Source organism: Paenilisteria riparia FSL S10-1204 (assembly GCF_000525995.1).
Classification (GTDB): domain Bacteria; phylum Bacillota; class Bacilli; order Lactobacillales; family Listeriaceae; genus Listeria_A; species Listeria_A riparia.
This window is the reverse complement of the sequence record NZ_AODL01000003.1, coordinates 58,011-83,984: the sequence shown is the minus strand read 5'-3', so window position 1 is coordinate 83,984 and position 25,974 is coordinate 58,011. Positions and strand designations below refer to the sequence as shown.

The following is a 25,974-nucleotide window of genomic DNA, read 5'->3' as shown; positions in this document are numbered from 1 at the left end:
GCCCACGTGTTACTCACCCGTCCGCCACTCACGTCAGAAAAGCAAGCTTTTCGTCGGTTCGTTCGACTTGCATGTATTAGGCACGCCGCCAGCGTTCGTCCTGAGCCAGGATCAAACTCTCTTTAAAAGTTCGTTTGAATACTTATTCAACACCGTGAATAAGATCCTTGCGTCAAATTGACTTCGCTAGCAAATAATTTTACTAGTTGTTTGTTTGGAAATAGCTTTCTATTTCCGCCCTGCGATTCTTACCTGAAAACATTGCTGTTTTCTTGGTTTTATCTTTGTTTTTTTGTTCAGTTTTCAAAGGTCAACTTCGCGTGACTGTGACTGGCTGTTTTGTTTTTTGCGACTTTTAAATCATATCATTCAAGCGCTTATCTGTCAACAACTTTATATAAATTATTTTGTGATGTTTTGGTTTGCGAAAGTGTTGAATTAGTAGCGCCGAGAACTAATATATCAATTTCTTTGAGCAATGTCAACTAAGTTATGCATTTTTATTTTATTTTTTTGCGATCTTTACTTGTGTTCCACAAAAATGTATGCGCTAAACATTGACTTGTAGCCATTTTTGGTTTTATAAATTTATTTGCATAAAATTGATTGATTTTATGCAAGAAAAAGAAAAACCATCAAAATCGAATGACTTGATGGTTTGGTTATTTTAATTTCGATTGGCATTCTGGACAGGTTCCGTAAACTTCTAGTCGATGTTTGTTAACTTCGTAGCCTGTGACGCTGGCTGCGAAATGCTCGACTTCATCAAGGCCTGGATAGTGGAAATCGACTATTTTACCGCATTCGTTGCAAATTGCGTGATAATGCTCGGATGTAGAAAAATCGAAACGGCTCGATGAATCGCCATAGGGTAATTCTTTAATTAATCCTGCTTCTCGAAAAACGCGCAAGTTATTGTAAACTGTTGCTACACTCATATTGGGGAAATTCCCTTCAAGTGCTCTGTAGATTTCATCGGCAGTGGGATGGGTATCCGCATTAATTAGGAACTCAAGTATAGCATGACGTTGAGGAGTTATTCTGACTCCAGTTTTTTTCAAGACATCTATCGCCTCTCTTAAATGAGAATTAGACACCGTCATGCACTCCTTTCTTGCTTCATTTTGATTAGATATACCTTTATTCTACCTAATAATAGCCCATTCTGTCAATATACGGGCTTACTTTAGTAACCGCGATCTAATTGACGCGTATTTAATAATGGTTCTTGTTTTTGAAATCTTTCCAAATTTTCGAGCCATATGTCAAAACTTCTATAGAGATAACGCGGCGAGTGTGCAGAAACGTGCGGTGTGATAGTGATACTTGGGAAGCTCCATAGGATATGATTTTCTGGTAACGGTTCAATTGGAGTTACATCTAGGTACATGTGGGCAATAGTTTGTTGCTTGGCGACGTCAACTAATACTTCTTCTGTTATTGCGGAACCTCTACCTATATTGATGAATACAGCAGACTTTTTCATTGCTTGGAAATGGTGTTTGTGATAAAAGCCTTTTGTGACATTGGTTTCTGGTAATATAGAGATAACGAAGTCGCCCTCCGGTAAAATAGTCGTTATATCTTTCGTTTGGATAGTTTTATCGAATAAGGCTTTTTGTTTGCCAGTTGTATTGATACCGATGACCTTCATTTGGAACGCTTTAGCTAGACGTGCAATTTGACTGCCAATTGCGCCAGTTCCTACTATAACCAACGTTTGGCCTGCCAGTTCTGATATTTGATGGTCTGCTCGTCCCCACTGGTGTTCTTGTTGTTTAGCCGCGAAATGCGGTAATTGTTTTACATAGGATAGCATATAGGAAAATGCAAATTCGGCCATAGGAATAGCGTGAATGCCCCGCACATTGGTAACGATGATGTTTCTTTCTTTGAGCTTGATGTGTGGGAGTTCTTCGATTCCTGCGGAGAAAATCATGAGCCAGCACAAGTTAGTTGCTCGTTCTAGTACTTCTTCTGTAATATCGGAGCCATAAGAAACGATGCAGTTTATTTCGGAAAGCGTATCGTATGAGCGAATGTCTTCTATGTAATAATAGGTATTGTCAGGAAACTGTATTTGTTGCCTTTCTTGTAAGTCTTTAGGAATTGGCATGGTAAATAGAATTTTCATATTTGTTCACTCCTTTTTCAATTATTTTAGCCCCTTTTTGGCTTGGAAACAATGAACTTGCTTCTATTCGTTGCAGTTCGGTTGTTTTTGCACTAAAATGGAGAGGAAGATAGTTTTAATGAAGGAGATGTATCGAAAAATGAATCATTCGGAGTCTGAAAGGCTACATACGGAGGCGTTAAAGCACATTGTTGGTGGTGTGAATAGTCCTTCGCGTTCTTATAAAGGTGTTGGCGGTGGTGTTCCTATCACGATGGAACGAGCGGATGGGGCTTATTTCTGGGATGTTGATGGAAATAAGTATATTGATTATTTGGCTGCTTATGGACCGATTATTACTGGACATGCCCACCCACATATTACAAAAGCAATTACACAAGCTGCAGAAACTGGTGTTTTGTATGGTACGCCAACGAAACATGAAGTGGTATTTGCAAAAATGTTGAAAGATGCAATTCCTTCTTTAGAGAAAGTTCGGTTTACAAATTCAGGGACGGAAGCCGTTATGACTACAATCCGTGTTGCTCGTGCATTTACCGGACGTGATAAAATTATTAAATTTGCCGGCTCCTATCACGGGCATTTCGACTTAGTACTAGTGGAAGCTGGCTCTGGACCTTCGACACTTGGAACGCCTGATTCTGCTGGGGTTACGACGGCAACTGCGGAGGAGGTTATTACAGTTCCTTTTAATGATATTGCGAGTTTTAAAGAGGCTTTGCGTATTTGGGGCGATCAGGTTGCTGCTGTTTTAGTGGAGCCAATCATTGGAAACTTCGGGATTGTTGGTCCAGTGGATGGCTTTTTGGAGATGGTAAATGAGCTAACGCATGAGGTCGGAGGTCTTGTTATTTATGACGAGGTGATTACTGCCTTCCGTTTCATGTACGGTGGTGCACAAAATCTCTTAGGTGTAACGCCTGATTTGACTGCGCTTGGAAAAATTATTGGTGGCGGTTTGCCAATTGGGGCTTACGGTGGCCGCATGGATATTATGGAAAAAGTCGCACCGCTTGGTCCTGCCTATCAAGCTGGAACAATGGCCGGAAATCCGGCATCGATTCAGGCTGGGATTGCATGTCTGGAAGTTTTGCAAGAAGAAGGCTTGTATGAGCGTTTTGATAAATTGGGACTTATGTTGAAAAATGGAATCGAAACTGCGGCCAAGAAGCATGGTTTAGTGATTACGATTAATCAGATTAAAGGTGCGTTAACGGTGTATTTTGCAGATCAGGAAATTGTAACATATGCTGATGCGCAAGCAACCAACGGCGAGCAATTCGGACAGTTTTTCAAATTGATGTTGGAAGAAGGGATTATGTTGGCTCCTTCTAAGTATGAGGCTTGGTTTATTACAACAGCACATACAGAAGCGGATATTGAAGCAACCATTGCAGCCGTAGACCGTGTATTTGCAAAAATGGCTTTGTAATTTGTTTGCAATACTGGTTTTACGGCTATATATAGGAAAACGTGCTTAAGTGAAAAGCCAAAACATTACAGAAAGGACTAACCAGCAATGAAATTCGGGGCTAGGATTTTAAAAACAGGTATTGCCATTAGTTTGGCGCTTTTTATCGCACAGCTTTGTCACTCCCCCTCTCCTTCTTTAGCGGGGATTTCAGCAATTTTTGCTGTGCAGCCTTCGATTTATAGATCCTATTTAGAGATTCTACAAAGAGCACAAGGAAATGTAATCGGGGCGGCGATTGCCATTGGATTTGGGCTTTATATTGGGAACGACTTCATTTTAATTGGGATTGCTTCGATTATTTGTGTGGCGCTCCTCATTCAGTTCAAATTGGAAAATACGATTGGCCTAGCGCTTGTAACGCTTGTTATCGTGATGGATTCACCGAATAGTGACTTCTTAATGGTTGCCCTGACTAGATTTGGAACGATTATGCTCGGTCTTGTGGCTGCTTTCATCGTAAACCTCATCTTCTTGCCACCGAAATACGAAGTAACGCTATTCCAATTTATTTATACGACAAATAACGAAATTATGCGCTGGATAAAGCTAAATTTACGCCATGCTGCTGATTTTCCATTACTGAAAAAAGATATGAAGTGGATGCAAAAACAAATTACGCAAATGAGTAGCTACTATGAATTATACCGCGAGGAACGGACTTTCCTCCGTCGAACCAACATCTCTAAATCACGAAAAATTGCGGTTTACAGACAGATGATTCTCTGTTCGCAAAAAGGATATGAGTTACTAAAAATACTACATCGTTATGAAAACGACTTTTTACAGCTACCTCCCGAAAAACAAGAGTTGATTCGAATGCAAATTGACTACTTGACGGATACACATGAGCAATTGTTATTAACCTATATTGATAAAGTTTCCGTGGATTTGCATTATGCGGAAAAACATTTAGCGCAAGATCCTCAAGATTTAATGCGACTGTTTTTAAATGAGATGAAGGAAATCGACAATGAAGGGATTGACCAGTACCATTTAATGCGTATTATAGCCTGCATCTTCGCTTATCAGGAAACGATTGATTACTTAGAGAAATTAGTGCATAGTTTCAAACTGCGACACCATGATGAGAATAAAATCGATATTGATGTCCATGATATTTAGAATAAAGAACCGATTGGAATTGTTACATCTAAATCGGTTCTTTTGCTATATTTTTGCGATTTTCTGCAATAGTTTCTTCATTTTCATAACCCCAAGTACACATTACTTCAATTAGCGGAATCAATGTTTCGCCAAGCTCCGTTAGGCAATATTCTACTTTTGGTGGAATTTGCGCATAGACCTCTCGATGGACGATTCCATCCTCTTCTAGCTCTCGTAGCTGCAATGTGAGCATTCGCTGTGTGATTTCTGGAATGAGCCTTCTGAATTCATTGAAGCGAATTGTTTTCGTCATTAGTTTATATAAAATTTGTAGCTTCCATTTGCCACCAATGACGGACGAAGTGACATCTGCACCACAGGAAAATGTTGTTTTGCGTTTTGGCATCGTTAAACCTCCTTTGATAGTATAAAAAATGTGCCTACCTAACAAAAATGTGCATACTTACTTTTTTTATTTTACTTGGTATACTGAAAATGTCAAACAAATTAGGAGGGATTTGCAACATGTCAAAAAAAGAAATGTTTTTAGATGCTTTAAAATATCGCTTTGCTTGTAAGGAATTCGATACTGCAAAAAAAATTTCCGAGGAGGATTTCCAATTTATCTTAGAAACAGCTCGCTTGTCCCCGTCTTCATTTGGGTTCGAACCTTGGAAGTTATTAGTAATCGAGAACGTAGCATTGCGTGATGAAATGAAAAAATTCGCTTGGGGAGCGCAAACACAACTGCCGACTGCAGATAAATTTCTAATTGTATTATCACGTACTAAGAATTCCTTACAGCCTGAATCAGAATACATCCAGAATCATCTAAAAAATGTGGCAAAAATGCCAGATGATGTTGTCGCAGGTTACACGCATCATTTTAAAAATTTCTTAACATATGATTTTGATTTACTATCCGATGACCGTCTTGTTTTTGAATGGGCAAGCCGCCAAGCTTATATAGCGATGGCAAACATGATGACCAGTGCCGCAACGATTGGCATTGACTCTTGTCCAATTGAAGGTTTTGACAAAGCGGCTGTCGAACAAATGTTGGTGCATAAAGGTTTGATAAATACGGATGAGTTTGGCGTCTCAGCCATGCTTGCTTTTGGATATCGTCTTGCAGAGCCATCTCGAGATAAAACACGCCAATCCTTAGATGCACATGTAGAAGTTATCCTTTAAAGCAAATAAACCACGCACCACTAAGTTTCAGTTATAGAAACTTAGTGGTGCGTGGTTTTGCTACTTTTCAGCAATATTCTTTATACTTTTCATACCAAATATCGATGTAGTCTTTAGAAAATGGACCTTTTTTATCCAAAATCCAATGCGAGAGTACGTCGACATTGTGGCGTAAAATTCGGTCAATGGCATCTGGATATTTCATTTGCTTTCTATGCTGTTCGTATTCCCCTTCGTCAAGCAAATGAAATCTCCCGTCTGGAAATACCTTAATATCCAGATCATAATCGATATACTTCACTGCTTCTTCATCAGAGGCAAAAGGCGTGCCTAAGTTGCAATAGTGATATATCCCGTCCTCCCGAATCATTGAAATCACGTTAAACCAATATTCACTATGAAAATAACAAATGGCAGGTTCACGGGTTACCCATTTCCGACCATCTGATTCAACCACTAAAGTGTGATCATTTCCACCGATAATAACATTCTCCGTAGATTTCAATACAACCGTTTTTTTCCAAGTACGATGAAGTGAACCGTCATGTTTGTAGCTTTTGATTTGAATTATTTCTTTTTCTTTAGGTAAGTACATCTAATATCCTACTTTCTCCATGTACTATCGATCTAACATCCGCCTCCATTATACCATGCAATTCGTTGTATAAAAAATGAAAAGGGTTAACTCAAACACGTTTAGGCATGACAGAAACTGGAGAAGTCGCGGAAAAAGTCCTTTTTGAAGGGTCTGGAATTTCCGAAGGACTAGCATATGGAGCAGTATTTACTAAGATCTGTGAGACCTAAAAGAGCTTGAAATCGAAGTTTTCAAAATCCTTTTTGGTTTTTGAAAAACTCGAGACTTACTTTATTAGTATCTATACGAACTGTTGAAGCTTCTTATGGTGGATAGCCAATGTTTCTTTTACTTTATCTCCGAACTGCCCTTTTAAATTGTGACTTATGCTTCCTGTCACATGTTGTACACTGTTTTGCGTAGTTTTGATAACATCCTTGCTCTTTTGTGTTACATGTTGCTGGTTAGTTTGGCTCTTGTGTATCGCTGATGCTGCTACCGCTAAGTTAATCATCATTTTTTCGGTCTCTTTTTTTAGCTGTAGTATGAATTGTTCATCTAGTATCGATGTTTCTGTCATAAGGATGCCTCCTGTTCATTAGAAGTTCGTTGTTGTCTGCGATAATTCAAAGTTAATTCTTCCATCTCATAATCCAAACGTTGCTGCTCTTTGCGATGTTGCACAGCTAGTTCCTCTTTTATTTCTTCTAATTGGTGCATGCCTCGACGTATATCCATCGTATCTGGTGCGAAGCCCTTTAAATAATAATGACTTGCTTCTGCAATAGCGTCTAAAGCCTGCATTCCTTTATTTTTCTGTTGGTACAATCTCTCTTCTTTCTCTGTCAATCGCTTCTTATCGCGTAAATAATTGTCCTCTAAACGCTGTTGCGAGTCCATTTTTAGCTGCCTCTCTTTCAAAATTGAATGTCTTTTGCTAACTGCTGATCCTTCACTAATTGCTGGTCAATGCTCGTTTGAATTTCAGTGATTAATGTGGTGTATTCCTCCAGCATTTGCTTGGCACTAGCTATTCTTTGTTCATAAAAGGCGGTTGTTTCGCCGACAATATTTGCTTGGGTCGCTCCTCCACTAGCTAGAGCTCCCATTACTTCCTCATAACTTAAATCCATACCAATTCCCTGCGCACGCTCTACAGTCTCTTTCCATAGTGCCTCTGCTTCATTGATTGCTTGTTGGTATTCTTTGATAACAGTATTCAAACCATCCTGCATCATGGTTGAAACACCGTTTACTACAATCAATGCTTCTCTGCTATTGATGAATATTTCTTCCGATGAAGATAGTCCACCATGATTTTTTCGTAGTTTATTTGATAACACAGAAAGATTCCATAATTGATATCGCGTGGTGGCCTCCATTTGAGCCAAGCGTGAATCTCTGCTTGAACGACCTGGCGCTACCAAGTTGCCACTTTTGTCAAACTGCCATGTACTTAAACCGTGATAGTCTAGAGATTTTGCCGGATTATAGCCACCTTTTGATACGTCTAGTAAAATTGCCGCGCCAGTTTTATTGCCACCAAAATTACCAATTTTATCGTAATTATTTCGATAGTTAGCTAGTAAACCTGGATTTTCTTTAATCCATTTTTTTGCATCATCAGATAGAATATTATATGGGTCAGGTCCATTGAAGCCTGTATTTTTCCATTGATTTTCTGCTGCTATGTAAATCGCTAAATATTCACCGAGAGAATGGCCTGTTGTTGTAATTACTGCGTTAGGGTAGCTATTTTTTATACTTGTTGCGAATTTTTGCGCTGAAATGGCTTGTCCGTCAATCTTTTTAGGGGCGCTCCACCATTGTGGAATGGATAAATTTACGTCTCCTCCAACTATAGTGGTGGTGTCTGTTAGCACATCTAATTTGTCATCAAAATCGGTTCCTGCATATGCGATTATTATTTCAGATGTATCCGCAATGCCATCTTTAATCGGCGCCACAGCCATTGCCTGCATACCATTTTTATTGTTGTCTGCTACTTCCAACACTATATAAGACTGCGATAATTTTGTTCCTTCTAAGATATCACCTTTTAGCAATGGAGCTCTGTCTTCATTTTTTGCTCGTGCCTTATCTATTTGGTATGCTTCATCTGCGAAAACATTATAATCCCGTTCCGTCGCCATTATTCCCCCTCCAATACTTTATTTTAACATTCTCCAAATCTTCATTTAAACTCTTTTTTTTCTTATTTAAATCGAATGTTTTAGGGTTAACTCGAATACCTATATCATCAAAGTCAGATAGATTACGCATCGAAAAGGTCAATGTACTACCATTGTTAACATCGATAGATCCATGCCAAAACCCAGTTTCTTTTGTTTGAGTAACTGGATGAAATTCTATAGTGTGCACACCTTCATAATTGCGAACCAAATATAGTGCCATGTATTCCTCAGCCTTTACTAATTGTTGCACCTTTTTTTCATGTTCAACTTCTTTCTTATCCAAACTATTCATATAAATTTTACCTCCAATCAAAATAATTACGATAACAGCAGCAATCGAAATCAACCATATGTATTTTTTTTGCATCATGAACCTCCTTTTATACTGTAATAAATGTAAGTCATCTTCTATAAAATGGTAACATATTCCGAGTTTTTTGTAAACGATTGCGAGAAGTGATATACAAAGTAATTAAAAAAAGCCTCGATGGACATGAAATCCATTGAAGCTCTAACCTCTCCACTCAAACCAACAAAGTCCTGCCACCGTCTACCACAATCGTCTGCCCGCGAATCATATCTGCTTGGTCACTTACTAAAAACGATACGGTTTTCACTAAATCCGATGCGGCAACCATACGTCCTGCAGGTGTTTTAGAAACGGCATCTGCTAGCAATTCTTCCCGATTCGGGAAATGATCTAGCGCGTCTGTTTCAATCAATCCGCCTGAAACAGCATTGACGGAAATTCCCATCGGAGCTAGTTCTACGGCTAAGTAGCGAGTCAATGATTCTACTGCGGCTTTCGAGACGCCCACCGTTGTGTAGTTTTCTAAATAACGGATGGCTCCGATTGAGCTCAGGCTTACAATTTTTCCGCCGCCGTTTTGTTGCATTCTTTTTGCTGCTTGTTGGCTTGCGAATAATAACGCTTTGGCATTGATGTCCATTGTCCAATCCCAATGCGATTCGGTTAATTCCATGATGGGACGCAATACGCCACTTGCTGCGTTGTTTACTAATACGTCTAGGCGGCCGAACGCTTCATCAATCTCCTCGAACATGCCTTTTAATTTCGAGACATCTCCTACATTGGCGCGCACTAAGACGGCTTTTTGACCTAGTGCTTCTACTTCTTTTGCTACTTCCTCTGCCTTGCTTCTACTTCTAGCAAAATTAATCGCGATATCATATCCTTGTTTTGCTAAATCTAACGCGATTTCACGTCCGATTCCGCGGCTACTTCCTGTTACTAATGCTACTTTATTCATGATATTGTCTCCCCTTTTTGAAATGCTTGCCACATTTTTTTGATATGGGACTGGAAATGCCAGGTGCTCCATTTCTGCTTTCGTGACAGTTTTTTATTTTTAAATCGCTTGGTTGTGTGGTAATCGCTTGCGCTACGAAAACATCGACTTCCCAAACGAGATGTGAAAAAATATGTTTGACGTGTGTGATTGGTTCTGGTTCTAATTCTAGCTCGATGCCGTATTCTTGGAGAAATGCTAGTTTGAGTGCTTCTTGGTTATCGGTCTTTGTGACGGTTGGAAATTGCCAAAGATTTGCGAGCAGGCCTGTGTCTGGACGTTGTTCGATGATGAACTGCTCCTCGCCTTGTTTGACAATAACGGAAGATAGGAAGACTTTTTTTGACTTTTTGTTTTTTTTGATTTTAACTGGGTATTTCTCTTCTTCGCCTTTTTGATGGGCTTCGCAAAAGGATTGCAGTGGGCAGATGAGACACATCGGTTTCTTCGGTGTGCAAACAAGTGCGCCGATTTCCATTAGACCTTGATTAAATTCGCCTGGTTTGTCTGGATCAATCAGTGTGTACAAAGCTTTTTCAAATGTTTTGCGTGTTTTTTGTTTCATGATGTCTTCGTCAATTTCGAGCACCCGTGAGATGACGCGCATGACGTTCCCATCGACGGCTGGCTCTGCTTTTTCATAGGCGATGCTTAAAACGGCACCGGCTGTGTATGGTCCAACCCCTTTTAATGCCAAAATTCCTTCTAAATCATTCGGAACAATACCGTTCATTTCGTAGACGACCGTTTTCATCGCAGCTTGTAAATTTCGGACACGCGAATAGTAGCCAAGTCCTTCCCAGGCTTTTAAGATCCGCTCTTCTGGGGCGTCCGCGAAATCTTTCATCGTTGGAAACCATTCCATGAAACGATTAAAATATGGCATAACTGTGTCGACTTTTGTTTGTTGAAGCATAATTTCTGAAACCCAAATGCGGTAAGCTTCCGTATTTTCACGCCATGGTAAGACACGCTTATTTGTTTCATACCAGTCGATTAGGGATTTCCTAAACGCGATTACTTTTTCATCATTCCAATTCATCGTGTATTACTCCTCGTTTTCTGTGTATATTCTCATAGTTTTCTAATGCACGTTTGGACGGATTCTGTAGTATAATGTAAGTAGGAAAAAAAACTTCCCCCCGCCTCAATTTTTAGCAACGTTTCTATTATACAGAATCGAGCTTTAATTGGACAGTCAATTGCTTTATGAGGAAGTTTTCGTAAATTGAAAAATAAGATTGGAAGCCTTGTTTGAAGACATCTCAATACTGGCTTTTTGTTGTTGATGGAATGCTAGTCTTATTTTGAGGAGGAAATACATTGGATACTGGTACACATGTCGTAATGGGGATTGCCTTAGGTGCAGTTGCTACAGCTGTTGACCCTGCTATCGTCGGTAGTTCCGCTGCCATTGGTATCATGACAGCCACCATTATTGGCTCACAAATACCGGACATTGATACTGTTCTGAAATTAAAAAATAACGCGGATTATATTCGCAATCATAGAGGAATAACGCATTCACTTCCAGGTCTAGCGATTTGGCCATTGTTGCTTTCTGTTATTCTATATTTAATCTTTCCAGCGGCGCCGTTCTGGCATTTGCTACTCTGGACGTTTGTCGCGGTTTGTCTGCACATTTTTGTTGATATTTTCAACGCGTATGGGACGCAGGCAATTAGGCCGTTTAAGGACACTTGGGTCGCCTTCGGGTTTATAAATACCTTTGATATCTTTATTTTCGGTTCCCATGTTGTTGCGATTATTATTTGGTTGCTTGGTGCGCCCGCAACGACAACATTCTTTACGCTTTATGCGATACTTGCAGTTTACTATGTCGCGAGGTATATCACGCAGCGAGTTATCACGCATGCCGTGAAGAATTTGATTCCGGACTCGGAGGAAGTCATTGTTGCTTCTACGATTCGTTTCTTCCAGTGGCGCGTCGCTGTAACAACGAAAGATCATTATTACGTGGGTCGCGCATTTAAACGTAATATCTCGATTTATGAGAAATTTGATCGCTTGCCGGTGCCTGATAATGACATTATTCATGCCGCGATGAAAGATAAGAATTTAGCTGCATTTGTCTCGTTCTCTAAAGTCTACAACTGGCGCATCGAAGAAAAAATGGACGGCACATATGTCACATTTACCGATTTAAGATATCGCAGTAATGGCCATTATCCATTCGTTGCCGTTGTGAAATTAGATGACGATTTACAAATCCTATCTTCTTATACTGGCTGGATTTTCAGCGACGAGAAACTGCACAAGAAATTGCACCCCGTTACAAACTAATACAAAAACAGACCCGCTCTTGAAATGTAAGAGAAGGTCTGTTTTTTAGTTTCTATCTTTACGTTCCACTAAATGAAGTGAAGCACCGTGTTGTTGGATCTGTTTTGCTACATAATCACTGGCATATTCTTCTCCGCGGTACGGATAACCTGCTTTTGCATAACTTGCTTCAAAATCTGACCAAAGCATTTCCACCCACCATAGGGCTTCGTCTGCTGTTAGATTCGGGTTTACTTTCATTAATTCGGCTTGTAATTTCTCAAAATAAGCTTGCATTACTCTTGCTCCTCTTCAAAATTGATTTCATGTTCTAGCATATATTCTTGAATTGTCGTATACGAAAAACCTTTTTGTTGTAGTGATGTGATTGTTTTTTGGCGACATTTAGCTGGACCGTAGCGTAAGTTCTTCCGTATGAGTTTAGCGATTTGTTCGCCTAGAATATCTTGTTCTTGCTCTTCGGAGAATTCTTCAAGTGCGATGATGGTGGCTTCTTGGGCAAGTTCGGTCGTGTAGCCTTTTTGCAATAGTTCCGTCATTAGCTTTTGTTGGAGCTGGCGTTTGGCGGATTTGCGGCTACGGTTGACGATTTTCGTGGCGAGTTTGACCGCATTTTCTAGCTGGGTATCGTCTTTAAAATCAAGTAAAGCCTCTTCGATGTATTCGCGAACGATGCCTTTTCCGACAAGCTCGCGTTCGATTTGACGCGGCCCTTTGGATGTTGTGTTCATTTGGGTGCGGACATACAGGTGCGCAAATTCCAAGTCATTGATATACTTCATTTCTGCCAAGCGTGCAATAACGATGTTAATCTCATCTTCTTCCATTTCGGCTTTGGTTAGATGCGTACGAATTTCTTTTTCCGAGCGAACACGGTGTGCCAAGAATTGAATGGCTTTATTTAAACCGCGTCGAATTGCGTCTTCCTCTTGAATTTCAGCTAATTCCGTTTCAGTGACCTCGCGATCTTTAAAGAGCTGGTATTTGGCAAGGACAACCTCGTCCACGCTAAACAAATATTTCCCAGCGACGAAGACGTTATATCGTTCTTTATTTTTTTGCTGTTGTGAAACGGATGATATTTTCACTAGTATCGCCTCCTACTCTCTATTCTATCATACGCAATAACTCGTTTTAAAGCTATCTAAAAGGGAAATGTATTATAAAACTAACATAGGGGTGAACAATATGAATATTTTAATAACTGGTGGAACTGGTTTTGTAGGTACACATCTTGTGAAGGAACTCGTTGCGAGAGGCGACACGGTTTATATTTTGACGCGGCAGGAACAAACAGGTTCGGAAAAAATACATTATCTCACTTGGCTCAATGGCAAACAACCCGATTTGTCGGGAATTACTATAGATGTATGTATTAATTTGGCGGGTGCGGCAATTGCGGATAAACGGTGGACGGAAAGTCGAAAACAACTGATTTTAGAAAGCCGGGAAATGGCGACAGAAGCGCTTGTATCGCTTATTCATGACTTACAGCCGAAACCTAAACTGTTAATTAATGCGAGCGCGATTGGCTTTTATCCAACTTCACAAACAACGTTCTTTTTGGATACAGAAGAACATGAGGCAGCTGATAATTTCTTAGCTGAAACCGTGATTTCTTGGGAAAAAGCAGCGCGAGCTTCTGGTATTCGGACAGTGTTTACGCGATTTGGGCTGATTTTAGGAACGGACGGTGGTTCATTGCCACTACTTACGAAACAATTTTCATATTTGGCTGGTGGTCCGCTTGGTGACGGCAATCAGTGGTATTCTTGGATTCATATTGATGACGTAGTTCGAGCGTTGCTGTTCATTATGGAAACAGAGGCGTTGGAAGGAGTAGTAAATATTACAGCTCCCCACCCGGTCCAACAGAAAAAATTCGCAGAACTTCTCGGCCAAGTGATGAGACGCCCAGCAAAAATTGCAACTCCCGCTGCGATGATTCGACTCATTTTAGGCGAGCGTGCCATGTTAGTATTGGAAGGCCAGCGCGTATATCCGCAAAAACTGCTCAATCAAAACTTTGAATTTGCCTTTCCAAAAATCCAGGACGCGTTAACGAATTTAATAGAGGAATAAAAAATAAGGCGCTAGAGACTTTTCTTGAAATCTCTGACGCCTTATTTTATTTTGGTTCTTCGGCAATAAGTTCTTCTATCATGTCTTCTTCCCGTTCTTCGATGATTTGCGCTTTAGATAGCGGACGTTTCTTACCTACCAACACCATAAGTTGTAGCATCGTGAACGCGATAGAGCTACGTTTGCGGAAGGCTACGAATTTTTGGACCCAGGTGGTGACGTATTTGGATTTGTAGTTGCGCAAGCCTTGAAAGCCGTAGAATCCTTGGCTATAGCGATATACTAATCCAGCTAATCGTTCGCCTAAAAAAGCAAACTGCGAGGAGCCTACGTTAGACAGTGGCGCCATACCAGCATTGAAAATTTGATAGCCTTCTGCTTGTCCGTGTTGGAACAGGTTAATGAAAAGGAAATCCATAATGCCACTCGGTGCATCTTTGCCATAGCGCATTAAATCAATGGATGTCATTTCGTCATTATAACAAGGCATCATCGAAGCAAAAGCAATGATTTCGCCTTCTTCATCTTTGGCAATGGCCACTGGGGCTTGTTCTAAGTAATAAACATCAAAGAACCCTAGTGAAAAACCTTTTTCTGTTCGTCCGTCTAACCAGTCATCGGAAATATCACGCAGTCGCTGAATTGTGCGGTCATCGAAGCTTGGATGAATAATGTCAAATGTGTAGCCTTCGCGCTCGAATTTATTCATTAAGGCACGCTCGCCTTTGCGTTTTTTTCCTGTTAATGTGAATTCTGGCAAGGATACGAAGCTTCTTCTCCTATTTTCATGAAGTCAAAGCCATGATCGTGGAGAAATGCCAGCATATCGACGTCTACTTCATAAAAAACTGGACGGTAACCGTAGCGGTCAGCGTATGTCATTAGTTCTTCCAGCGCATCTTCGAGATAGTCCGGATCCCCGACGGGTTCGCCCATGATAACCATTTTATCAGCAGTGATTTTGAATGGGAATAATAATTTATCGTCTTTTGACCAGAATAATAGCTTATCTCGTAGAAACATGGTGTGTGTGACTTCGTTGCCCTTGTATTGCGAAAGATGTTTGCGTAAGCGTCTGACATCGAATGGTTCACCGATTGTGATGTTTTTTCCTGAGAAGTAGTAGAAAATCACGATTAAGCTGATAACGGCGATGGCGACTCCGATAAATCCGGTAATCCAGACGTGCTCTGACGGGATTAATAGAAAATCAGGAATTTTCTTGTGATGCGGTACACGTGGTGAATTATAAATCCCAATCACGACATAACCAACAAGACATACGAGAAATAACGCACTATCGAAAATGATTTTGCTCCATGTGTAGACAAGCTTTTCTCGGTAAAACTCATTTCGTGCTAAGTAAACACAGAATAAAACGATCCCAAGAAAAATGGCTGCCTTAACTGAGAAACCTTGCGCCAATGTGTTGAAAATCGCGCACCCTAGTACGACAATCGTTGTCACATAAGCTTTCGTCACTTTGCTTTCAATCCCGCGTGCCAAGCCTAGCAACAAGAAACCGAACGCAATCATCGTAATTTGTGATACGAAGAAGAAGCTAAATGGTGCTAATTTATAAAGCAACGGCAAATGATAAATCGCATTTGGAATCGCAGCAGAAATGATAAGCATAAGTCCTGAGAAATAGACGAACAAGACGAGGAATCGGTGTGCTAGTTTTTGTAGGAACAGTCTTGGTAAGCCTTCCAAGTAGTCGTTGAACTTCTTCCCTGCTTTTTGGACGAAGAATAGTAGTCCTGCCGCGAACGGAATGATGTAGTAAAAAATACGATAGAACAGGAGCCACGCGACACTTAGTTCTGTGGACACGCCAAGTTGTTCTAGCCCTAGGATCATGACGACATCAAATGTGCCGACACCGCCAGGAACCATCGAGGCAATCCCAATAACGGAGGCAATAACGAACAATGGGAAAATTTTTAAGATATCGACGGGCTCGTTCATTAAAGCACCGATAATTACAAAACATCCAAATGCAAAAGCCCATTCTAATAAGGACGCCAAAATTAGCAATAGTTCACGTTTTAGTGGTAAGTCTTCAAATAAAGTCTTACTTTTCCATTTCGTAATGATGAAAAGTGCTGGAAAATACAGGCCTCCAGCAAGAAGCCATGGCCAGTAATTCCGGAAATGATCCGCGAAGTTAGGAATGAACAGTGTAGCTAGCCCTACAAGACAATAAATCGATAATCCAGAAACTAGAAATAACGCAATTTTTGAAATGGCTAGGAGGATTTGTTTATGATTCGCATTCTTCCCGTAAAAACTTGCACGTAAGGAAGCACCTAGCACTCCGCCGAAACCACCGATATTTGTAAATGTGTTGGTAATCCAACCTGACGTAATAATATGGCTGATCGGGAACTTCCCTGGAAGCAATTTAACAATTACAAAATCATATAAAAGCATTGGTGTTACAGCAATTAGCCCCACAATAATCATGATAAGAATGCTTTGTGGACTCTGTGATGTTAAGTTTTCTTTGAGCGTTCCAAAATCAGTTGTCGTTCCAATACTAATTATTTCATAAGTCACAAAGGCCAACACAAATACAACAAAGATGATTTTTACTTTCAAGCTATTTTGCTGGAACCAAGCGACTATTTTTGCGAAACGTTCTTTCATTATTTTAATCTCCTTCACTGCTGTTATTTCATTCGTTTGCGGACACTCGGGATGCATAGCGCGGCTAAAATACCCATTAAACCGCTAAGCGTATTTAAAATGATGTCATCGATGTCTGTAGAACGATTTTCAGGTAGCGTAATGCCAACAAAACCACTAATAATCGTTGTTTGTAGAAATTGGATAAGTTCAATTCCTGTTGAAACCAATACGGTAATTAGTAAAGCTGAGCTGGCTTTTTTTACAATTTGGAAATAAAGTAAGAAAAACGTGAGTGGTGCTAGCAGTAAAATGTTGCCGACAAGCTGAATAATGGTTGGCATTGTAACAAATGTTTGGTGTAACGTGTTTTCAATAGTTGTGAATGGGACCAAATTCACCATTTCGCGTTGAATATGAAACGCTCCTGTATACGTACTGTTAACAATGTCTCCTACTGAAATGTATGTAACTAAATGATGTAACACAAATATATACAAAATAAAAACGGCAAGCCAAATGATATCGATATTCTTTTTCACTATTGCTTTTATCGTAATAAAAAGGGAAATTCCTCCTAGTATTAAGCCATTCGTGATTGCATTGATTAATTCAGATTCACTACTAAAGTCAATAGCTAAGTATACCCCATATGCTATATATAAAAACGGAATCAGTAATACGAGAAACCGAATTTTGTCATTTTTCATGTGTTCGTGCCACGCTTTCTTATCGACGAAATGTCTCATTTTAGTGTAACAAATATCCTGTGTAATAGGAACTTACATTATTGCAAGGTTGGTGTATAAAGACTTGGAGCTATTAAGACATCCAAGTTGGTAGTTATATGTGAAGCGCATAAGCGTATTGTTCGCCCCGTGGTCCCATGACAGTGCGCGTTGTATCGATAAAACCGCTTTTTAGATAGACTTTTTGGGCGTGAGTGTTACGAACATTGACTGCTAGGACGATGGTTTGTATATTGCTGAAATGCTTTTTCACAAAATTGGATAGCAGTTGTAAAGATTGTTTCGCGTAGCCTTTTCCTTGTTGGTTTGTATCAATGGAATAGCCACGAAGTAAGATGGTGTCGGGTTGCTCGGTGTAGATTGCAACATCTTCGCCATTATCTAGGATGAAGAAACCAACGATATCTGATGCTGCGTATACAAGAACGCTGTGGTAGCTTAGTTTAAGATTGATAATTGCCGTTGGGTGGGCGCAAAATGTGTCGTTTGTTAATGTGTAGTTGATAAGCGCTTGACGTTCGGCTTCGGATTGTTGGAAAAGTTGTAAAGTTAGTGACAAATGAATCACTCCCGTTTGTTGATTTTTGGATTTTTTTCTCTTTAATTATGGATTAAGTATAGCAGATTTGTAGGAAATAAAAAAGCCCTGAAGTTTGTGGGTTCAAGGGCTTTCTCTATGTGTTTATTTGATGATTTTAAGAATGTATTCAGCGGAAATCTGAGCGGGTTCGGTTTCTTTTATGATGATTGGAGGCTTTAAGTAAATCTTAATTTTGTCTCCAATTTTTAAATCTGACGAGTCGATTTTATCGCCTTTTTGATTGAATATGTTGTTTATTTCGGCTAATTCATAATTACCAGCTGAAAGATTTAGTTTCTCGCCGCTAATCCATTTCATTTTGTTTACTCGTAAATTGGTGTCATAAATAGTTGCACTGTAGACAGTATTTTGTTCTGATGCTGTGTTATTACATGCAGTTAACAACAGTAAAATAACGACAAATGGGTAGATTAATATTTTCATTGTTGCCTCCTACTTGATGTTTTAGAACTTTTAAACATTACGATTTCAGCGATAGTATTGTCACGCTTTCCACGTGGGCCGTGTGGGGGAACATGTCGAGTGGTTGGATGTATTTGATGTTGTATTTCTTTGCTAGTAGCTGGATGTCGCGCGCCAGTGTTGATGGGTTGCATGATACGTAAATGACTTGTTTTGCGCCTGTTTTCAAGATGGATTGTATTAATGACTCCTCACAACCGACACGTGGTGGATCGACGATGATTGTATCTGGTTTGAAGCCTGCTTTGATCCATTTTGGGAAAACTTCTTCTGCTTTTCCGGTTTCAAAAGTCACGTTTGTAATGCCCGCTCGTTTCGCGTTTTCATTGGCATCGGTAATCGATTCGGCAATTGTGTCCATACCACGGACTTCAGCGGCTTTGCTTGCTAGAGATAAACCAATCGTTCCAACACCGCAATACGCATCGACGATTTTTTCGTTACCAGTAAGGCGGACCGCGCGGGCTACTTCACGGTATAGTTTCTCTGTTTGTGATGGATTTAGTTGGAAGAAAGCTCTGGCAGAAAGGTCGAATTCGATTTCGGTTAGTTTTTCGGTGATTTTTTCTTTGCCTGCTAAATGCATTGTTTCTTCGCCAAAAATAATCGATGTTTTCGCTTGGTTAACGTTTTGCATGATAGAGACAACTTCGGGAATCATCGTTTGGACACGTTCGATAAGTTCGCGTTTGCGTGGCAACTTCTTGCTATTGGTTACGAGTACAAGTTGGATTTCACCGGTTTTGATTCCTGTACGCACGACGATGGTTCGTACGATGCCGCTATTGCGTTGTTCTTCGTAGATTGGAATTTCTAGTTCTTCGAGTAAATCGCGCACGAGATTTGTGACTTTGACGGTATCTGGATGTTGCACAATGCAATTTTCGATTGGAACAAGTTCGTGGCTATCTGCGCCGAAAAGTCCTGTTTCCACAGTGTCATCGATTTCGCGAACTTGGAATTGGCTTTTGTTGCGGTAGCCCCAAGGGTTTCCCATACCAATCGTGTCGCGAATGTTGATTTGCTCCAAGTGGAAACGGGTATGTTTTTCAATCGCCTGAACGATGAGATCTTTTTTCATTTTGAGTTGTTCTGGGTATGCTAAATGTTGTAACTGGCAACCGCCACATGCATCGTAGACTGGGCATGGTGCTGTAACGCGATGTTGTGATTTTTTGCGGATTTTGCGGATTTTTGCTTCGGTATATCGTGGATTCACTTTTGTTGCTTCGACCACGACTTCTTCGCCAGTTAGCGCGCCTGGAACGAAGACGACCGAACGTTTGAAATAGCCGATACCTTCCCCGTTGATGCCGATTCGCTTGATTGTTAGCGGAAATTGTTGTCCTTGTGTTACTGGATTTTCGCTCAAAATACTCTCTCCTTTATTGTCTTAGTTAATCTCGCCGACCAATTTCTTCTGTTTCAAAATGCTGAGTGCTGCGTTAATTTCGCCACCAATCATCAAAATAATGCCTGTCAGATAAAACCACAACATCAAAATAATGATAACTCCGATACTGCCATAAGTCGCCGAGTAATTCGCAAAGTTATTCACGTAATAAGCGAACCCGAGAGAGGCTGCTGCCCAACCGATTGTCGCAAAAATCGAACCGGGCATTATACTGAGCAAGCGACTTCTTCTATTCGGTGCAATCCAAAAAATAAATGTAAACACGATAAAAATAACGGCTAACGTAACAACCCAGCGGAAATTATTCCAAATGTCTAACGTACCTTGTGACACATGTAAATGATTAAAAATAAACATCCCAATTTGTTGACCAAATACGAGTAATAGCAAAGTTACTGTAATAACCGCCAGCATCCCAATTGTAAATAGCATAGAAAGTAGACGTTTCACAATGTAGTTGCGGCGATCCAATACGCTATACGCTTTATTCAGCGCTTTTGTCGTTGCATTCATTCCATTGGAGGCCGACCATAATGTTGCCACAATACCGATAGAAAGCAACCCTCCTGTGTGACTATTTAAAAGTTGGTCTAAATTCGTATTAATAAAATCATAAATTTCTTCTGGAACAAACTGTTTAATCGTTGTAAATAACTGATCTTGATCGATATTAAAGTAAGGAAGTAAAGATGCCACAATAAGCAACATCGGAAAGATGGAGAATAGCATGTAATAAGCCAGTTGTGCTGCGCTTCCCGATACGTCGTTAGCAGTAAATCGTTTGCTGATAATCATGCCGAAGCGAACCAGGTGATTATTTTGCAGTTTTTTAAACATTTGTTTCCCCCTTCCCCATAAATACTATTTGTGGCGTGCATCCCTTCTTTATGCTACAATTTCTGAAGTATGAAAGGGTGTGCCAAACATGAATTTAGAAAAACCATCACAAGAAAATGTGACGTATATGCTGAATGAGATTACTTCCAAATTAAAGATGGCCAATGCTTCCGTCTTTGAAAATTTGACACTAGAATCGATTCATTATGAGCCTCTTGTAGATATTTATACAGTGATTCATCGCAAAAAATCGATAAGCTTGCGCGAAATGCAACTTTTTGCAGAAGAATTACGGACTATTCGGAAATAACGAGTGCCGCGTAATCGATTAAGTCACACATATCGAATATTTTAGTGGGAGCACCAGCTAGCTTTGTAGGTTGGTGTCCTTTTTCTTGTTCATACTGACGGCCGACTTTGATGAAGGAATCGCTGTTATATGCAAGCTCATCGTAGGCTTGCCAAACTTTAGATCCATTTTTGATAATTGGTGATTTTTCTTGTCTTATTTTACGGATACCTGCTTGATGTTCAGCAAAATGAAGTGATGTATTTTTATCGTGATCAACGCCTAATAAGACGATTTTTGCTTTTAGTTCGTATAGTCTAGCAAGTGGGGATTGTTCGCCAAAGCCAAAGTTAAGCGCATGTTTTTCTGTGATGAAAGCAGCGTTTTTGCCCCATGCGCAGAAAGAATATTTCGGATGAAGACTTCGCTTCACACCTGGCATTTTACGAAATGTCTCAGGAATGACACCCATGAAAAATGTTGGTGTTTCGTCTGGATGATACGCGGGCATTTCTTCGTAGATTGTCGGCCACCAGCTTTTAGGAACAGCGGGATTTCGCCATGTTGCTGGGTCGGACAGATTTGTGCTTTGTGCTGGCATAACTAGATTCCCCTGCTCTGTCACGGCTTGCTGAAATGCTTTAATGACCGCAATATCACCACCGCACACCCACCCTGCTTGGCCAAGCGCCGAATGCAAAATAACGGTATCTCCTGCTGTGATTCCAAGTGTATGTAACTCTTTACAAATCGAGTCTACCGTATTAGGTATCTTCGTTCTGTGAATTGCTCTTTTTTCACCCATTTTTTTCACCCTTCATTAAATCGAAAAATTTAGGTGCATCGCCTTGTTAGCAACACACCTAAGCTTGGAGTTTAATCGTTTTCTCCTTGATATGTCAAAATCTCTGGACCGTCCTTTGTAATCGCGATCGTGTGCTCGTATTGTGCGGAAAGTGAACCATCAACCGTACGTGCAGTCCAACCGTTATCATCCATTTTTGCTTTCCAGCCGCCGATATTGACCATCGGCTCGATTGTAATAACCATACCTTCTTTCAAACGCGGACCTTTACCTGGCGTACCAAAATGCGGTACTTCTGGCTTCTCGTGTAAGGTTGGTCCAATACCGTGGCCAATAAATTCGCGAACAACAGATAAGTTCTCGCCCTCTACGTAGGTCTGTATTGCATGTCCGATATCACCTATGCGGTTACCAACTTGAGCTTGTTCAATACCTAGGTACATTGATTTGCGTGTAACTTCTAGCAAATTTTCTACTTCTGGCGTAACTTGACCCACTGCGTATGTCCACGCGGAGTCAGCAAGAGCGCCGTTATAATTGACAACCATATCTATAGTGACAATATCGCCTTCTTTTAGCGGTTGTTTGCGCGGGAAACCATGGCAAATTTCATCGTTAATGCTGGCACATGTCGCGTACTCATAGCCTTCAAATCCTTTTTGTTCTGGTGTGGCACCTTGCTCATGCAAGAAGTTTTCTGTAAAAACTTCAATGTCCCATGTTGTAATACCTGGTTTGATTAACTTCTTAATTTCTTTATGTGTCGCAGCAAGGATTTCTCCTGCGCGCTTCATTTCATCGATTTCGCGTCTTGATTTTAGTGTAATCATTTTTACATCCCTTCTCTTCCATACAGAAATTCTCACTTCTACCATTATAGCTTGCTTCCTCCCATTTTGAAAGTGCGAATATGACGATTTAGCTAATTTTGACGGAAATTCTTGCAGTTTTTCTGAAATTCATTATAATGGAGGTATTAGTGAATGATGAAACAAGCATTTTTTAATGTGCTTTTTGTTTGAACTTAAGAACTTTATAGAAAGAAATGGTGATGTAGATAATGGCAAAAGTGATGATCGTATATGCCAGCATGACTGGAAATACAGAAGAAATTGCAGATATTCTAGGCGAAGAGTTAGAGAAATATGATATCGAAGTCGAAATTGAAGAATGTATCTCTGTGGAGCCAGAGGCATTGTTGGAATACGACGGCGCGCTAATCGGTGGCTATACGTACGATGATGGTCAGCTTCCTGACGAATTTGTAGATTTCTACGAAGACATGGCAGACGTTGATTTTTCTGGCAAAATTTGCGCTTCTTTCGGTTCAGGCGACACGTTCTACGACGAGTTTTGCTTAACAGTTGATCTTGTTGAGAAACGGTTGAAAGAACAAGGTGCAACGGTTCCTGTCGAAGGTCTAAAAGTAGACTTAGATCCTGATGAAGATGACGTTGTTCGTGCTGAAGCATATGCGAAAACATTTGCAGATGCGTTATTAGGTTAAACAAATCGCCCAAAATGCGTAACTGTCGTAACGACGGTTGCGTGTTTTTTTGTAGGTAAAATAATTTTGAAATCGCTTTTTGAATACGGCGCGCAATACTGTATTAGCCATTGGCAGACAAAGTTTTCGCCCTAGTTAGGCGCCTGATTGAAAAAGACTAATCGTGACCTAAAATCATGTTTTACTACAGTTAAAATTCATGAAAAGTTGATAGAACTTAGTTTTCTATTTTTCGAGGCAGTAGACGCTCCGAATCGGATATGGTAAGGTTAATAGATTGAGTATTTAAGGAGTGTTACAATGACTTTCAACGAATTTTCGATTTATATGTCCGAGAACTTAACAAGCAAAGCTACATTTTATCAAAAAGCACTGGAGTTCCAAAACGAGAAAAATAAGAAGCGCCCTCCTGCAAAACGTTGGAAAGACGTGAAATTAGAGCGTGCAGTAAACGCGATGTGGCAAGATATTATGAAAACAATGTACGATAAAATAAAGCCCTCAATTAAGCGTGACGCGCCTGATTTACATCAAGCATGGCTCGATTATTTTACGAAATATGAGATTTTAGATTCCATGGACGAGGCTTTGGCTGAGATTGAATTCGAGTGAGGTGACATAAGATGGAAAACATAAAAAGCGCACACCGTCATTCTGAGAGAAATAAGAAAGCACTGGCATCGGCTGAATGCTGTGGTTGTTTTTACTGTTGCGCGATTTTCTCACCCGCAGCTATTAAAGAATGGGTGGAAGAAGAAGATACCGCACTTTGTCCACACTGTTCTATTGATTCTGTCATTCCCGAACTTCCTTTACTACCCCTTAGTACGGAGTTTTTGGAAGAAATGCGCGAACTTTGGTTTGGATAATCCTACCGAGCGTTGCAATCACTTGCTTTACGTTTTTTTTTGAGATACAATGCCTTTATTGAATAGAAAAGGGGTGCTACATATGACAACATTTAATGAAAAATTAGAAAAGTATGCAGAATTAATCGTCAAGGTTGGAGTTAATGTTCAACCAAACCAGAAAGTATTCATTAACAGTTCTGTAGAAAGTGCGCCGTTGAGCCGATTGATTACGAAAAAAGCGTATGAAGTTGGAGCTAGCGACGTTATTATTAACTGGGCGGATGATGAAATCACGTTGCTTCGTTATCAGCACTCACCAATCGAAATTTTCGAAAAAGCGGCATTACATCGTGCAGCAGAGCGTATTGAGTACGCACGTGAGAATGCAGCATTTATATCGATTGTATCTGAGAATCCAGATTTGCTAAAAGATGTTGATGGTCAAAAAATCGCGGCAAATCAAAAGGTAACTGGTCAAGCGTTGGAAGAATTCCGCCAAATGATTCAGTCAAATGCGGTGAGCTGGACAGTGGTAGGCGGTGCATCCGCGGGCTGGGCAGCGAAAGTTTTCCCAGATTTACCTGAGGATGAACAAGTTCCTGCTTTATGGGAAACAATTTTTGAAACAACACGTATTAATACAGCTGATCCCGTACAAACATGGAAAAACCATGATGAATCGCTAAATAGCAAAGCTGCTTATTTAAACGAACAACAATATAAAGCGCTACATTACACGGCTCCTGGAACTGATTTAACAATTGGTCTTCCTGAAAACCACGTATGGGTGGGTGCTGGTAGCCAAAACAAACAAGGCAAAGAATTCATGGCGAACATGCCTACCGAAGAAGTCTTTTCTTGTGCCGAAAAACATAGCGTCAATGGCTATGTATCAAGTACGAAACCTCTTAGCTATGCTGGCAATATTATCGATGATTTCAAAATTACGTTCCAAGATGGTCGCATTGTGGACGTTGTAGCTAGAGAAGGCGAGGCAATTTTGAAAGATTTAGTAGCAACAGATGAAGGTTCGCATTATTTAGGTGAAGTGGCGCTAGTTCCAGACCCTTCTCCAATTTCGCAATCTGGTATTCTGTTCTACAAAACGCTATTTGACGAAAATGCTTCTAACCATTTAGCAATCGGTAGCGCGTATGCCTTCAACATTAAAGGTGGCGAAGAAATGAGTCGCGAAGAATTAGAAAAAGCTGGTGTGAATTCAAGTATGACACATGTTGATTTCATGATTGGTTCTGATAAAATGAACATCGACGGTATCACAGCATCTGGCGAAAAAGTTCCTGTCTTCCGCAATGGCGACTGGGCATTCTAATTTCTACACACATTTAAAAACCACCATTCTTTAACACAACTAGCCCATGGAATGCGACGTTTCATGGGCTTTTTTTACAACTAAATCTAATAGCGACTTAGCTGTTTTTAAAGAGGGTGTTTTC

The 25,974-nt window shown here is 40.3% G+C and carries 27 protein-coding genes, 1 rRNA gene and 3 pseudogenes; 10 read left to right on the top strand and 21 right to left on the bottom strand.

The features are described 5' to 3' along the window. From PRIP_RS02030 to PRIP_RS02020, 3 genes are all read right to left on the bottom strand, one after another. Positions 1-127: ribosomal RNA gene (locus PRIP_RS02030) — 16S ribosomal RNA — on the bottom strand; the annotation flags it as partial. A 535-nt stretch (positions 128-662) separates the two neighbouring features. Continuing rightward, positions 663-1,103 (bottom strand): peroxide-responsive transcriptional repressor PerR, encoded by a 441-nt coding sequence (gene perR, locus PRIP_RS02025; protein WP_036099153.1) that lies wholly within the window; start codon positions 1,101-1,103, stop codon positions 663-665. An 83-nt stretch (positions 1,104-1,186) separates the two neighbouring features. Further along, entirely contained in the window at positions 1,187-2,134 is a 948-nt protein-coding gene (locus PRIP_RS02020; RefSeq protein WP_036099152.1) for a D-2-hydroxyacid dehydrogenase, read from the bottom strand. Positions 2,135-2,273: 139 nt separating this feature from the next. Here PRIP_RS02020 and PRIP_RS02015 point away from each other — a divergent pair, with 139 nt between their 5' ends. Then, the gene (locus PRIP_RS02015; RefSeq protein WP_036099165.1) at positions 2,274-3,566 is read left to right on the top strand and encodes a glutamate-1-semialdehyde 2,1-aminomutase; all 1,293 of its coding nucleotides are present in this window, start codon (positions 2,274-2,276) and stop codon (positions 3,564-3,566) included. 87 nt (positions 3,567-3,653) lie between these two features. Beyond that, positions 3,654-4,730: an aromatic acid exporter family protein gene (locus tag PRIP_RS02010; protein ID WP_036099151.1), complete on the top strand. Its 1,077-nt coding sequence runs from the start codon at positions 3,654-3,656 to the stop codon at positions 4,728-4,730. Positions 4,731-4,758: 28 nt separating this feature from the next. Here PRIP_RS02010 and PRIP_RS02005 read toward each other — a convergent pair whose 3' ends face one another. After that, on the bottom strand, positions 4,759-5,118 hold the full coding sequence (locus tag PRIP_RS02005; RefSeq protein WP_036099150.1) for a winged helix-turn-helix transcriptional regulator: 360 nt from the start codon (positions 5,116-5,118) through the stop codon (positions 4,759-4,761). A 119-nt stretch (positions 5,119-5,237) separates the two neighbouring features. On the opposite strand from PRIP_RS02005, the gene PRIP_RS02000 reads away from it, so the two are divergent. Continuing rightward, positions 5,238-5,906, top strand: a complete 669-nt coding sequence (locus tag PRIP_RS02000) for an NAD(P)H-dependent oxidoreductase (protein WP_036099149.1) — start codon at positions 5,238-5,240, stop codon at positions 5,904-5,906. Positions 5,907-5,973: 67 nt separating this feature from the next. On the opposite strand, the gene ntdP is transcribed toward PRIP_RS02000, so the two are convergent. The 7 genes and pseudogenes from ntdP to mutY all read right to left on the bottom strand — a co-directional run bounded on the left by ntdP (position 5,974) and on the right by mutY (position 11,030). Next, a complete protein-coding gene (gene ntdP, locus PRIP_RS01995) occupies positions 5,974-6,501 on the bottom strand; it encodes a nucleoside tri-diphosphate phosphatase (protein WP_036099148.1) in 528 nt (175 codons plus the stop codon). A 283-nt stretch (positions 6,502-6,784) separates the two neighbouring features. Beyond that, on the bottom strand, positions 6,785-7,063 hold the full coding sequence (locus PRIP_RS01990; RefSeq protein ID WP_036099147.1) for a hypothetical protein: 279 nt from the start codon (positions 7,061-7,063) through the stop codon (positions 6,785-6,787). Next, entirely contained in the window at positions 7,060-7,383 is a 324-nt protein-coding gene (locus tag PRIP_RS01985; RefSeq protein WP_036099146.1) for a hypothetical protein, read from the bottom strand. The genes PRIP_RS01990 and PRIP_RS01985 overlap by 4 nt, the downstream gene beginning before the upstream one ends. A gap of 17 nt (positions 7,384-7,400) precedes the next feature. Next, positions 7,401-8,636 carry a hypothetical protein gene (locus PRIP_RS01980; RefSeq protein ID WP_036099145.1) on the bottom strand — a complete coding sequence of 412 codons (1,236 nt, stop codon included), beginning with the start codon at positions 8,634-8,636 and terminating at the stop codon, positions 7,401-7,403. After that, a complete protein-coding gene (locus PRIP_RS01975; protein ID WP_149023739.1) occupies positions 8,614-9,048 on the bottom strand; it encodes a hypothetical protein in 435 nt (144 codons plus the stop codon). The genes PRIP_RS01980 and PRIP_RS01975 overlap by 23 nt, the downstream gene beginning before the upstream one ends. A gap of 154 nt (positions 9,049-9,202) precedes the next feature. Then, positions 9,203-9,949, bottom strand: a complete 747-nt coding sequence (gene fabL, locus PRIP_RS01970) for an enoyl-[acyl-carrier-protein] reductase FabL (protein WP_036099164.1) — start codon at positions 9,947-9,949, stop codon at positions 9,203-9,205. Further along, positions 9,946-11,030: pseudogene (gene mutY, locus PRIP_RS01965) on the bottom strand (A/G-specific adenine glycosylase). The gene fabL and the pseudogene mutY overlap by 4 nt, the downstream one beginning before the upstream one ends. Positions 11,031-11,311: 281 nt before the next feature. Between mutY and PRIP_RS01960 the strand changes: the two are divergent. Continuing rightward, positions 11,312-12,292 (top strand): metal-dependent hydrolase, encoded by a 981-nt coding sequence (locus PRIP_RS01960; protein ID WP_036099143.1) that lies wholly within the window; start codon positions 11,312-11,314, stop codon positions 12,290-12,292. 45 nt (positions 12,293-12,337) lie between these two features. Here the strand turns inward: PRIP_RS01960 and PRIP_RS01955 are convergent, their stop codons facing one another. After that, complete coding sequence (locus PRIP_RS01955) at positions 12,338-12,568, bottom strand: YfhJ family protein (RefSeq protein WP_036099142.1); 231 nt, start codon at positions 12,566-12,568, stop codon at positions 12,338-12,340. Then, positions 12,568-13,380, bottom strand: coding sequence for a recombination regulator RecX (gene recX / locus PRIP_RS01950; protein WP_036099141.1), 813 nt, complete (start codon positions 13,378-13,380; stop codon positions 12,568-12,570). Before recX ends, PRIP_RS01955 begins: the two co-directional genes overlap by 1 nt. A gap of 100 nt (positions 13,381-13,480) precedes the next feature. Here recX and PRIP_RS01945 point away from each other — a divergent pair, with 100 nt between their 5' ends. Continuing rightward, positions 13,481-14,374, top strand: coding sequence for a TIGR01777 family oxidoreductase (locus PRIP_RS01945; protein WP_036099140.1), 894 nt, complete (start codon positions 13,481-13,483; stop codon positions 14,372-14,374). A 46-nt stretch (positions 14,375-14,420) separates the two neighbouring features. Here PRIP_RS01945 and mprF read toward each other — a convergent pair. The 6 genes and pseudogenes from mprF to PRIP_RS01915 form a co-directional block, all read right to left on the bottom strand. Further along, positions 14,421-17,023: pseudogene (gene mprF, locus PRIP_RS01940) on the bottom strand (bifunctional lysylphosphatidylglycerol flippase/synthetase MprF). 23 nt (positions 17,024-17,046) lie between these two features. After that, positions 17,047-17,712, bottom strand: coding sequence for a VanZ family protein (locus PRIP_RS01935; RefSeq protein WP_036099163.1), 666 nt, complete (start codon positions 17,710-17,712; stop codon positions 17,047-17,049). Positions 17,713-17,845: 133 nt separating this feature from the next. Continuing rightward, positions 17,846-18,310, bottom strand: a complete 465-nt coding sequence (locus PRIP_RS01930; protein WP_052008676.1) for a GNAT family N-acetyltransferase — start codon at positions 18,308-18,310, stop codon at positions 17,846-17,848. A gap of 123 nt (positions 18,311-18,433) precedes the next feature. Continuing rightward, positions 18,434-18,775 (bottom strand): hypothetical protein, encoded by a 342-nt coding sequence (locus PRIP_RS01925; protein ID WP_036099139.1) that lies wholly within the window; start codon positions 18,773-18,775, stop codon positions 18,434-18,436. Positions 18,776-18,812: 37 nt separating this feature from the next. Beyond that, positions 18,813-20,186, bottom strand: coding sequence for a 23S rRNA (uracil(1939)-C(5))-methyltransferase RlmD (gene rlmD, locus PRIP_RS01920; RefSeq protein WP_036099138.1), 1,374 nt, complete (start codon positions 20,184-20,186; stop codon positions 18,813-18,815). Between the two features lie 21 nt (positions 20,187-20,207). Beyond that, on the bottom strand, positions 20,208-21,065 hold the full coding sequence (locus PRIP_RS01915) for a YihY/virulence factor BrkB family protein (RefSeq protein WP_036099137.1): 858 nt from the start codon (positions 21,063-21,065) through the stop codon (positions 20,208-20,210). 88 nt (positions 21,066-21,153) lie between these two features. Between PRIP_RS01915 and PRIP_RS01910 the strand changes: the two genes are divergently transcribed. Next, positions 21,154-21,375, top strand: a complete 222-nt coding sequence (locus PRIP_RS01910) for a DUF1128 domain-containing protein (protein WP_036099136.1) — start codon at positions 21,154-21,156, stop codon at positions 21,373-21,375. On the opposite strand, the pseudogene PRIP_RS01905 reads toward PRIP_RS01910, so the two are convergent. Further along, positions 21,303-22,159 (bottom strand): annotated as a pseudogene (locus tag PRIP_RS01905) (AAC(3) family N-acetyltransferase). The gene PRIP_RS01910 and the pseudogene PRIP_RS01905 sit on opposite strands and share 73 nt — an antisense overlap. Before the next feature lie 71 nt (positions 22,160-22,230). Beyond that, complete coding sequence (map, locus tag PRIP_RS01900) at positions 22,231-22,989, bottom strand: type I methionyl aminopeptidase (protein WP_036099134.1); 759 nt, start codon at positions 22,987-22,989, stop codon at positions 22,231-22,233. A gap of 230 nt (positions 22,990-23,219) precedes the next feature. Here map and PRIP_RS01895 point away from each other — a divergent pair, with 230 nt between their 5' ends. From PRIP_RS01895 to PRIP_RS01880, 4 genes are all read left to right on the top strand, one after another. Next, a complete protein-coding gene (locus PRIP_RS01895) occupies positions 23,220-23,666 on the top strand; it encodes a flavodoxin (protein WP_036083602.1) in 447 nt (148 codons plus the stop codon). A gap of 300 nt (positions 23,667-23,966) precedes the next feature. Then, entirely contained in the window at positions 23,967-24,278 is a 312-nt protein-coding gene (locus PRIP_RS01890) for a hypothetical protein (protein WP_036099133.1), read from the top strand. 11 nt (positions 24,279-24,289) lie between these two features. After that, positions 24,290-24,535: a hypothetical protein gene (locus PRIP_RS01885; RefSeq protein ID WP_036099132.1), complete on the top strand. Its 246-nt coding sequence runs from the start codon at positions 24,290-24,292 to the stop codon at positions 24,533-24,535. Positions 24,536-24,617: 82 nt separating this feature from the next. Then, positions 24,618-25,850 (top strand): aminopeptidase, encoded by a 1,233-nt coding sequence (locus tag PRIP_RS01880; RefSeq protein WP_036099131.1) that lies wholly within the window; start codon positions 24,618-24,620, stop codon positions 25,848-25,850. Positions 25,851-25,974: the final 124 nt, after the last annotated feature.

What these genes read in the sequence shown, in the direction of transcription:
- PRIP_RS01895 (WP_036083602.1), top strand. Translation starts at nt 23,220, where the DNA reads ATGGCAAAAGTGATGATCGTATATGCCAGCATGACTGGAAATACAGAA.
- PRIP_RS01985 (WP_036099146.1), bottom strand. Translation starts at nt 7,383, where the DNA reads ATGGACTCGCAACAGCGTTTAGAGGACAATTATTTACGCGATAAGAAG.
- PRIP_RS02000 (WP_036099149.1), top strand. Translation starts at nt 5,238, where the DNA reads ATGTCAAAAAAAGAAATGTTTTTAGATGCTTTAAAATATCGCTTTGCT.
- PRIP_RS01880 (WP_036099131.1), top strand. Translation starts at nt 24,618, where the DNA reads ATGACAACATTTAATGAAAAATTAGAAAAGTATGCAGAATTAATCGTC.
- map (WP_036099134.1), bottom strand. Translation starts at nt 22,989, where the DNA reads ATGATTACACTAAAATCAAGACGCGAAATCGATGAAATGAAGCGCGCA.
- PRIP_RS01980 (WP_036099145.1), bottom strand. Translation starts at nt 8,636, where the DNA reads ATGGCGACGGAACGGGATTATAATGTTTTCGCAGATGAAGCATACCAA.
- PRIP_RS01990 (WP_036099147.1), bottom strand. Translation starts at nt 7,063, where the DNA reads ATGACAGAAACATCGATACTAGATGAACAATTCATACTACAGCTAAAA.
- fabL (WP_036099164.1), bottom strand. Translation starts at nt 9,949, where the DNA reads ATGAATAAAGTAGCATTAGTAACAGGAAGTAGCCGCGGAATCGGACGT.
- PRIP_RS02005 (WP_036099150.1), bottom strand. Translation starts at nt 5,118, where the DNA reads ATGCCAAAACGCAAAACAACATTTTCCTGTGGTGCAGATGTCACTTCG.
- PRIP_RS01925 (WP_036099139.1), bottom strand. Translation starts at nt 18,775, where the DNA reads ATGAAAATATTAATCTACCCATTTGTCGTTATTTTACTGTTGTTAACT.
- PRIP_RS01945 (WP_036099140.1), top strand. Translation starts at nt 13,481, where the DNA reads ATGAATATTTTAATAACTGGTGGAACTGGTTTTGTAGGTACACATCTT.
- PRIP_RS01915 (WP_036099137.1), bottom strand. Translation starts at nt 21,065, where the DNA reads ATGTTTAAAAAACTGCAAAATAATCACCTGGTTCGCTTCGGCATGATT.
- PRIP_RS01955 (WP_036099142.1), bottom strand. Translation starts at nt 12,568, where the DNA reads ATGCAAGCTTATTTTGAGAAATTACAAGCCGAATTAATGAAAGTAAAC.
- PRIP_RS01975 (WP_149023739.1), bottom strand. Translation starts at nt 9,048, where the DNA reads ATGATGCAAAAAAAATACATATGGTTGATTTCGATTGCTGCTGTTATC.
- PRIP_RS02010 (WP_036099151.1), top strand. Translation starts at nt 3,654, where the DNA reads ATGAAATTCGGGGCTAGGATTTTAAAAACAGGTATTGCCATTAGTTTG.
- PRIP_RS01910 (WP_036099136.1), top strand. Translation starts at nt 21,154, where the DNA reads ATGAATTTAGAAAAACCATCACAAGAAAATGTGACGTATATGCTGAAT.
- ntdP (WP_036099148.1), bottom strand. Translation starts at nt 6,501, where the DNA reads ATGTACTTACCTAAAGAAAAAGAAATAATTCAAATCAAAAGCTACAAA.
- PRIP_RS01885 (WP_036099132.1), top strand. Translation starts at nt 24,290, where the DNA reads ATGGAAAACATAAAAAGCGCACACCGTCATTCTGAGAGAAATAAGAAA.
- perR (WP_036099153.1), bottom strand. Translation starts at nt 1,103, where the DNA reads ATGACGGTGTCTAATTCTCATTTAAGAGAGGCGATAGATGTCTTGAAA.
- PRIP_RS01890 (WP_036099133.1), top strand. Translation starts at nt 23,967, where the DNA reads ATGACTTTCAACGAATTTTCGATTTATATGTCCGAGAACTTAACAAGC.
- PRIP_RS02015 (WP_036099165.1), top strand. Translation starts at nt 2,274, where the DNA reads ATGAATCATTCGGAGTCTGAAAGGCTACATACGGAGGCGTTAAAGCAC.
- PRIP_RS02020 (WP_036099152.1), bottom strand. Translation starts at nt 2,134, where the DNA reads ATGAAAATTCTATTTACCATGCCAATTCCTAAAGACTTACAAGAAAGG.
- PRIP_RS01935 (WP_036099163.1), bottom strand. Translation starts at nt 17,712, where the DNA reads ATGAAAAATGACAAAATTCGGTTTCTCGTATTACTGATTCCGTTTTTA.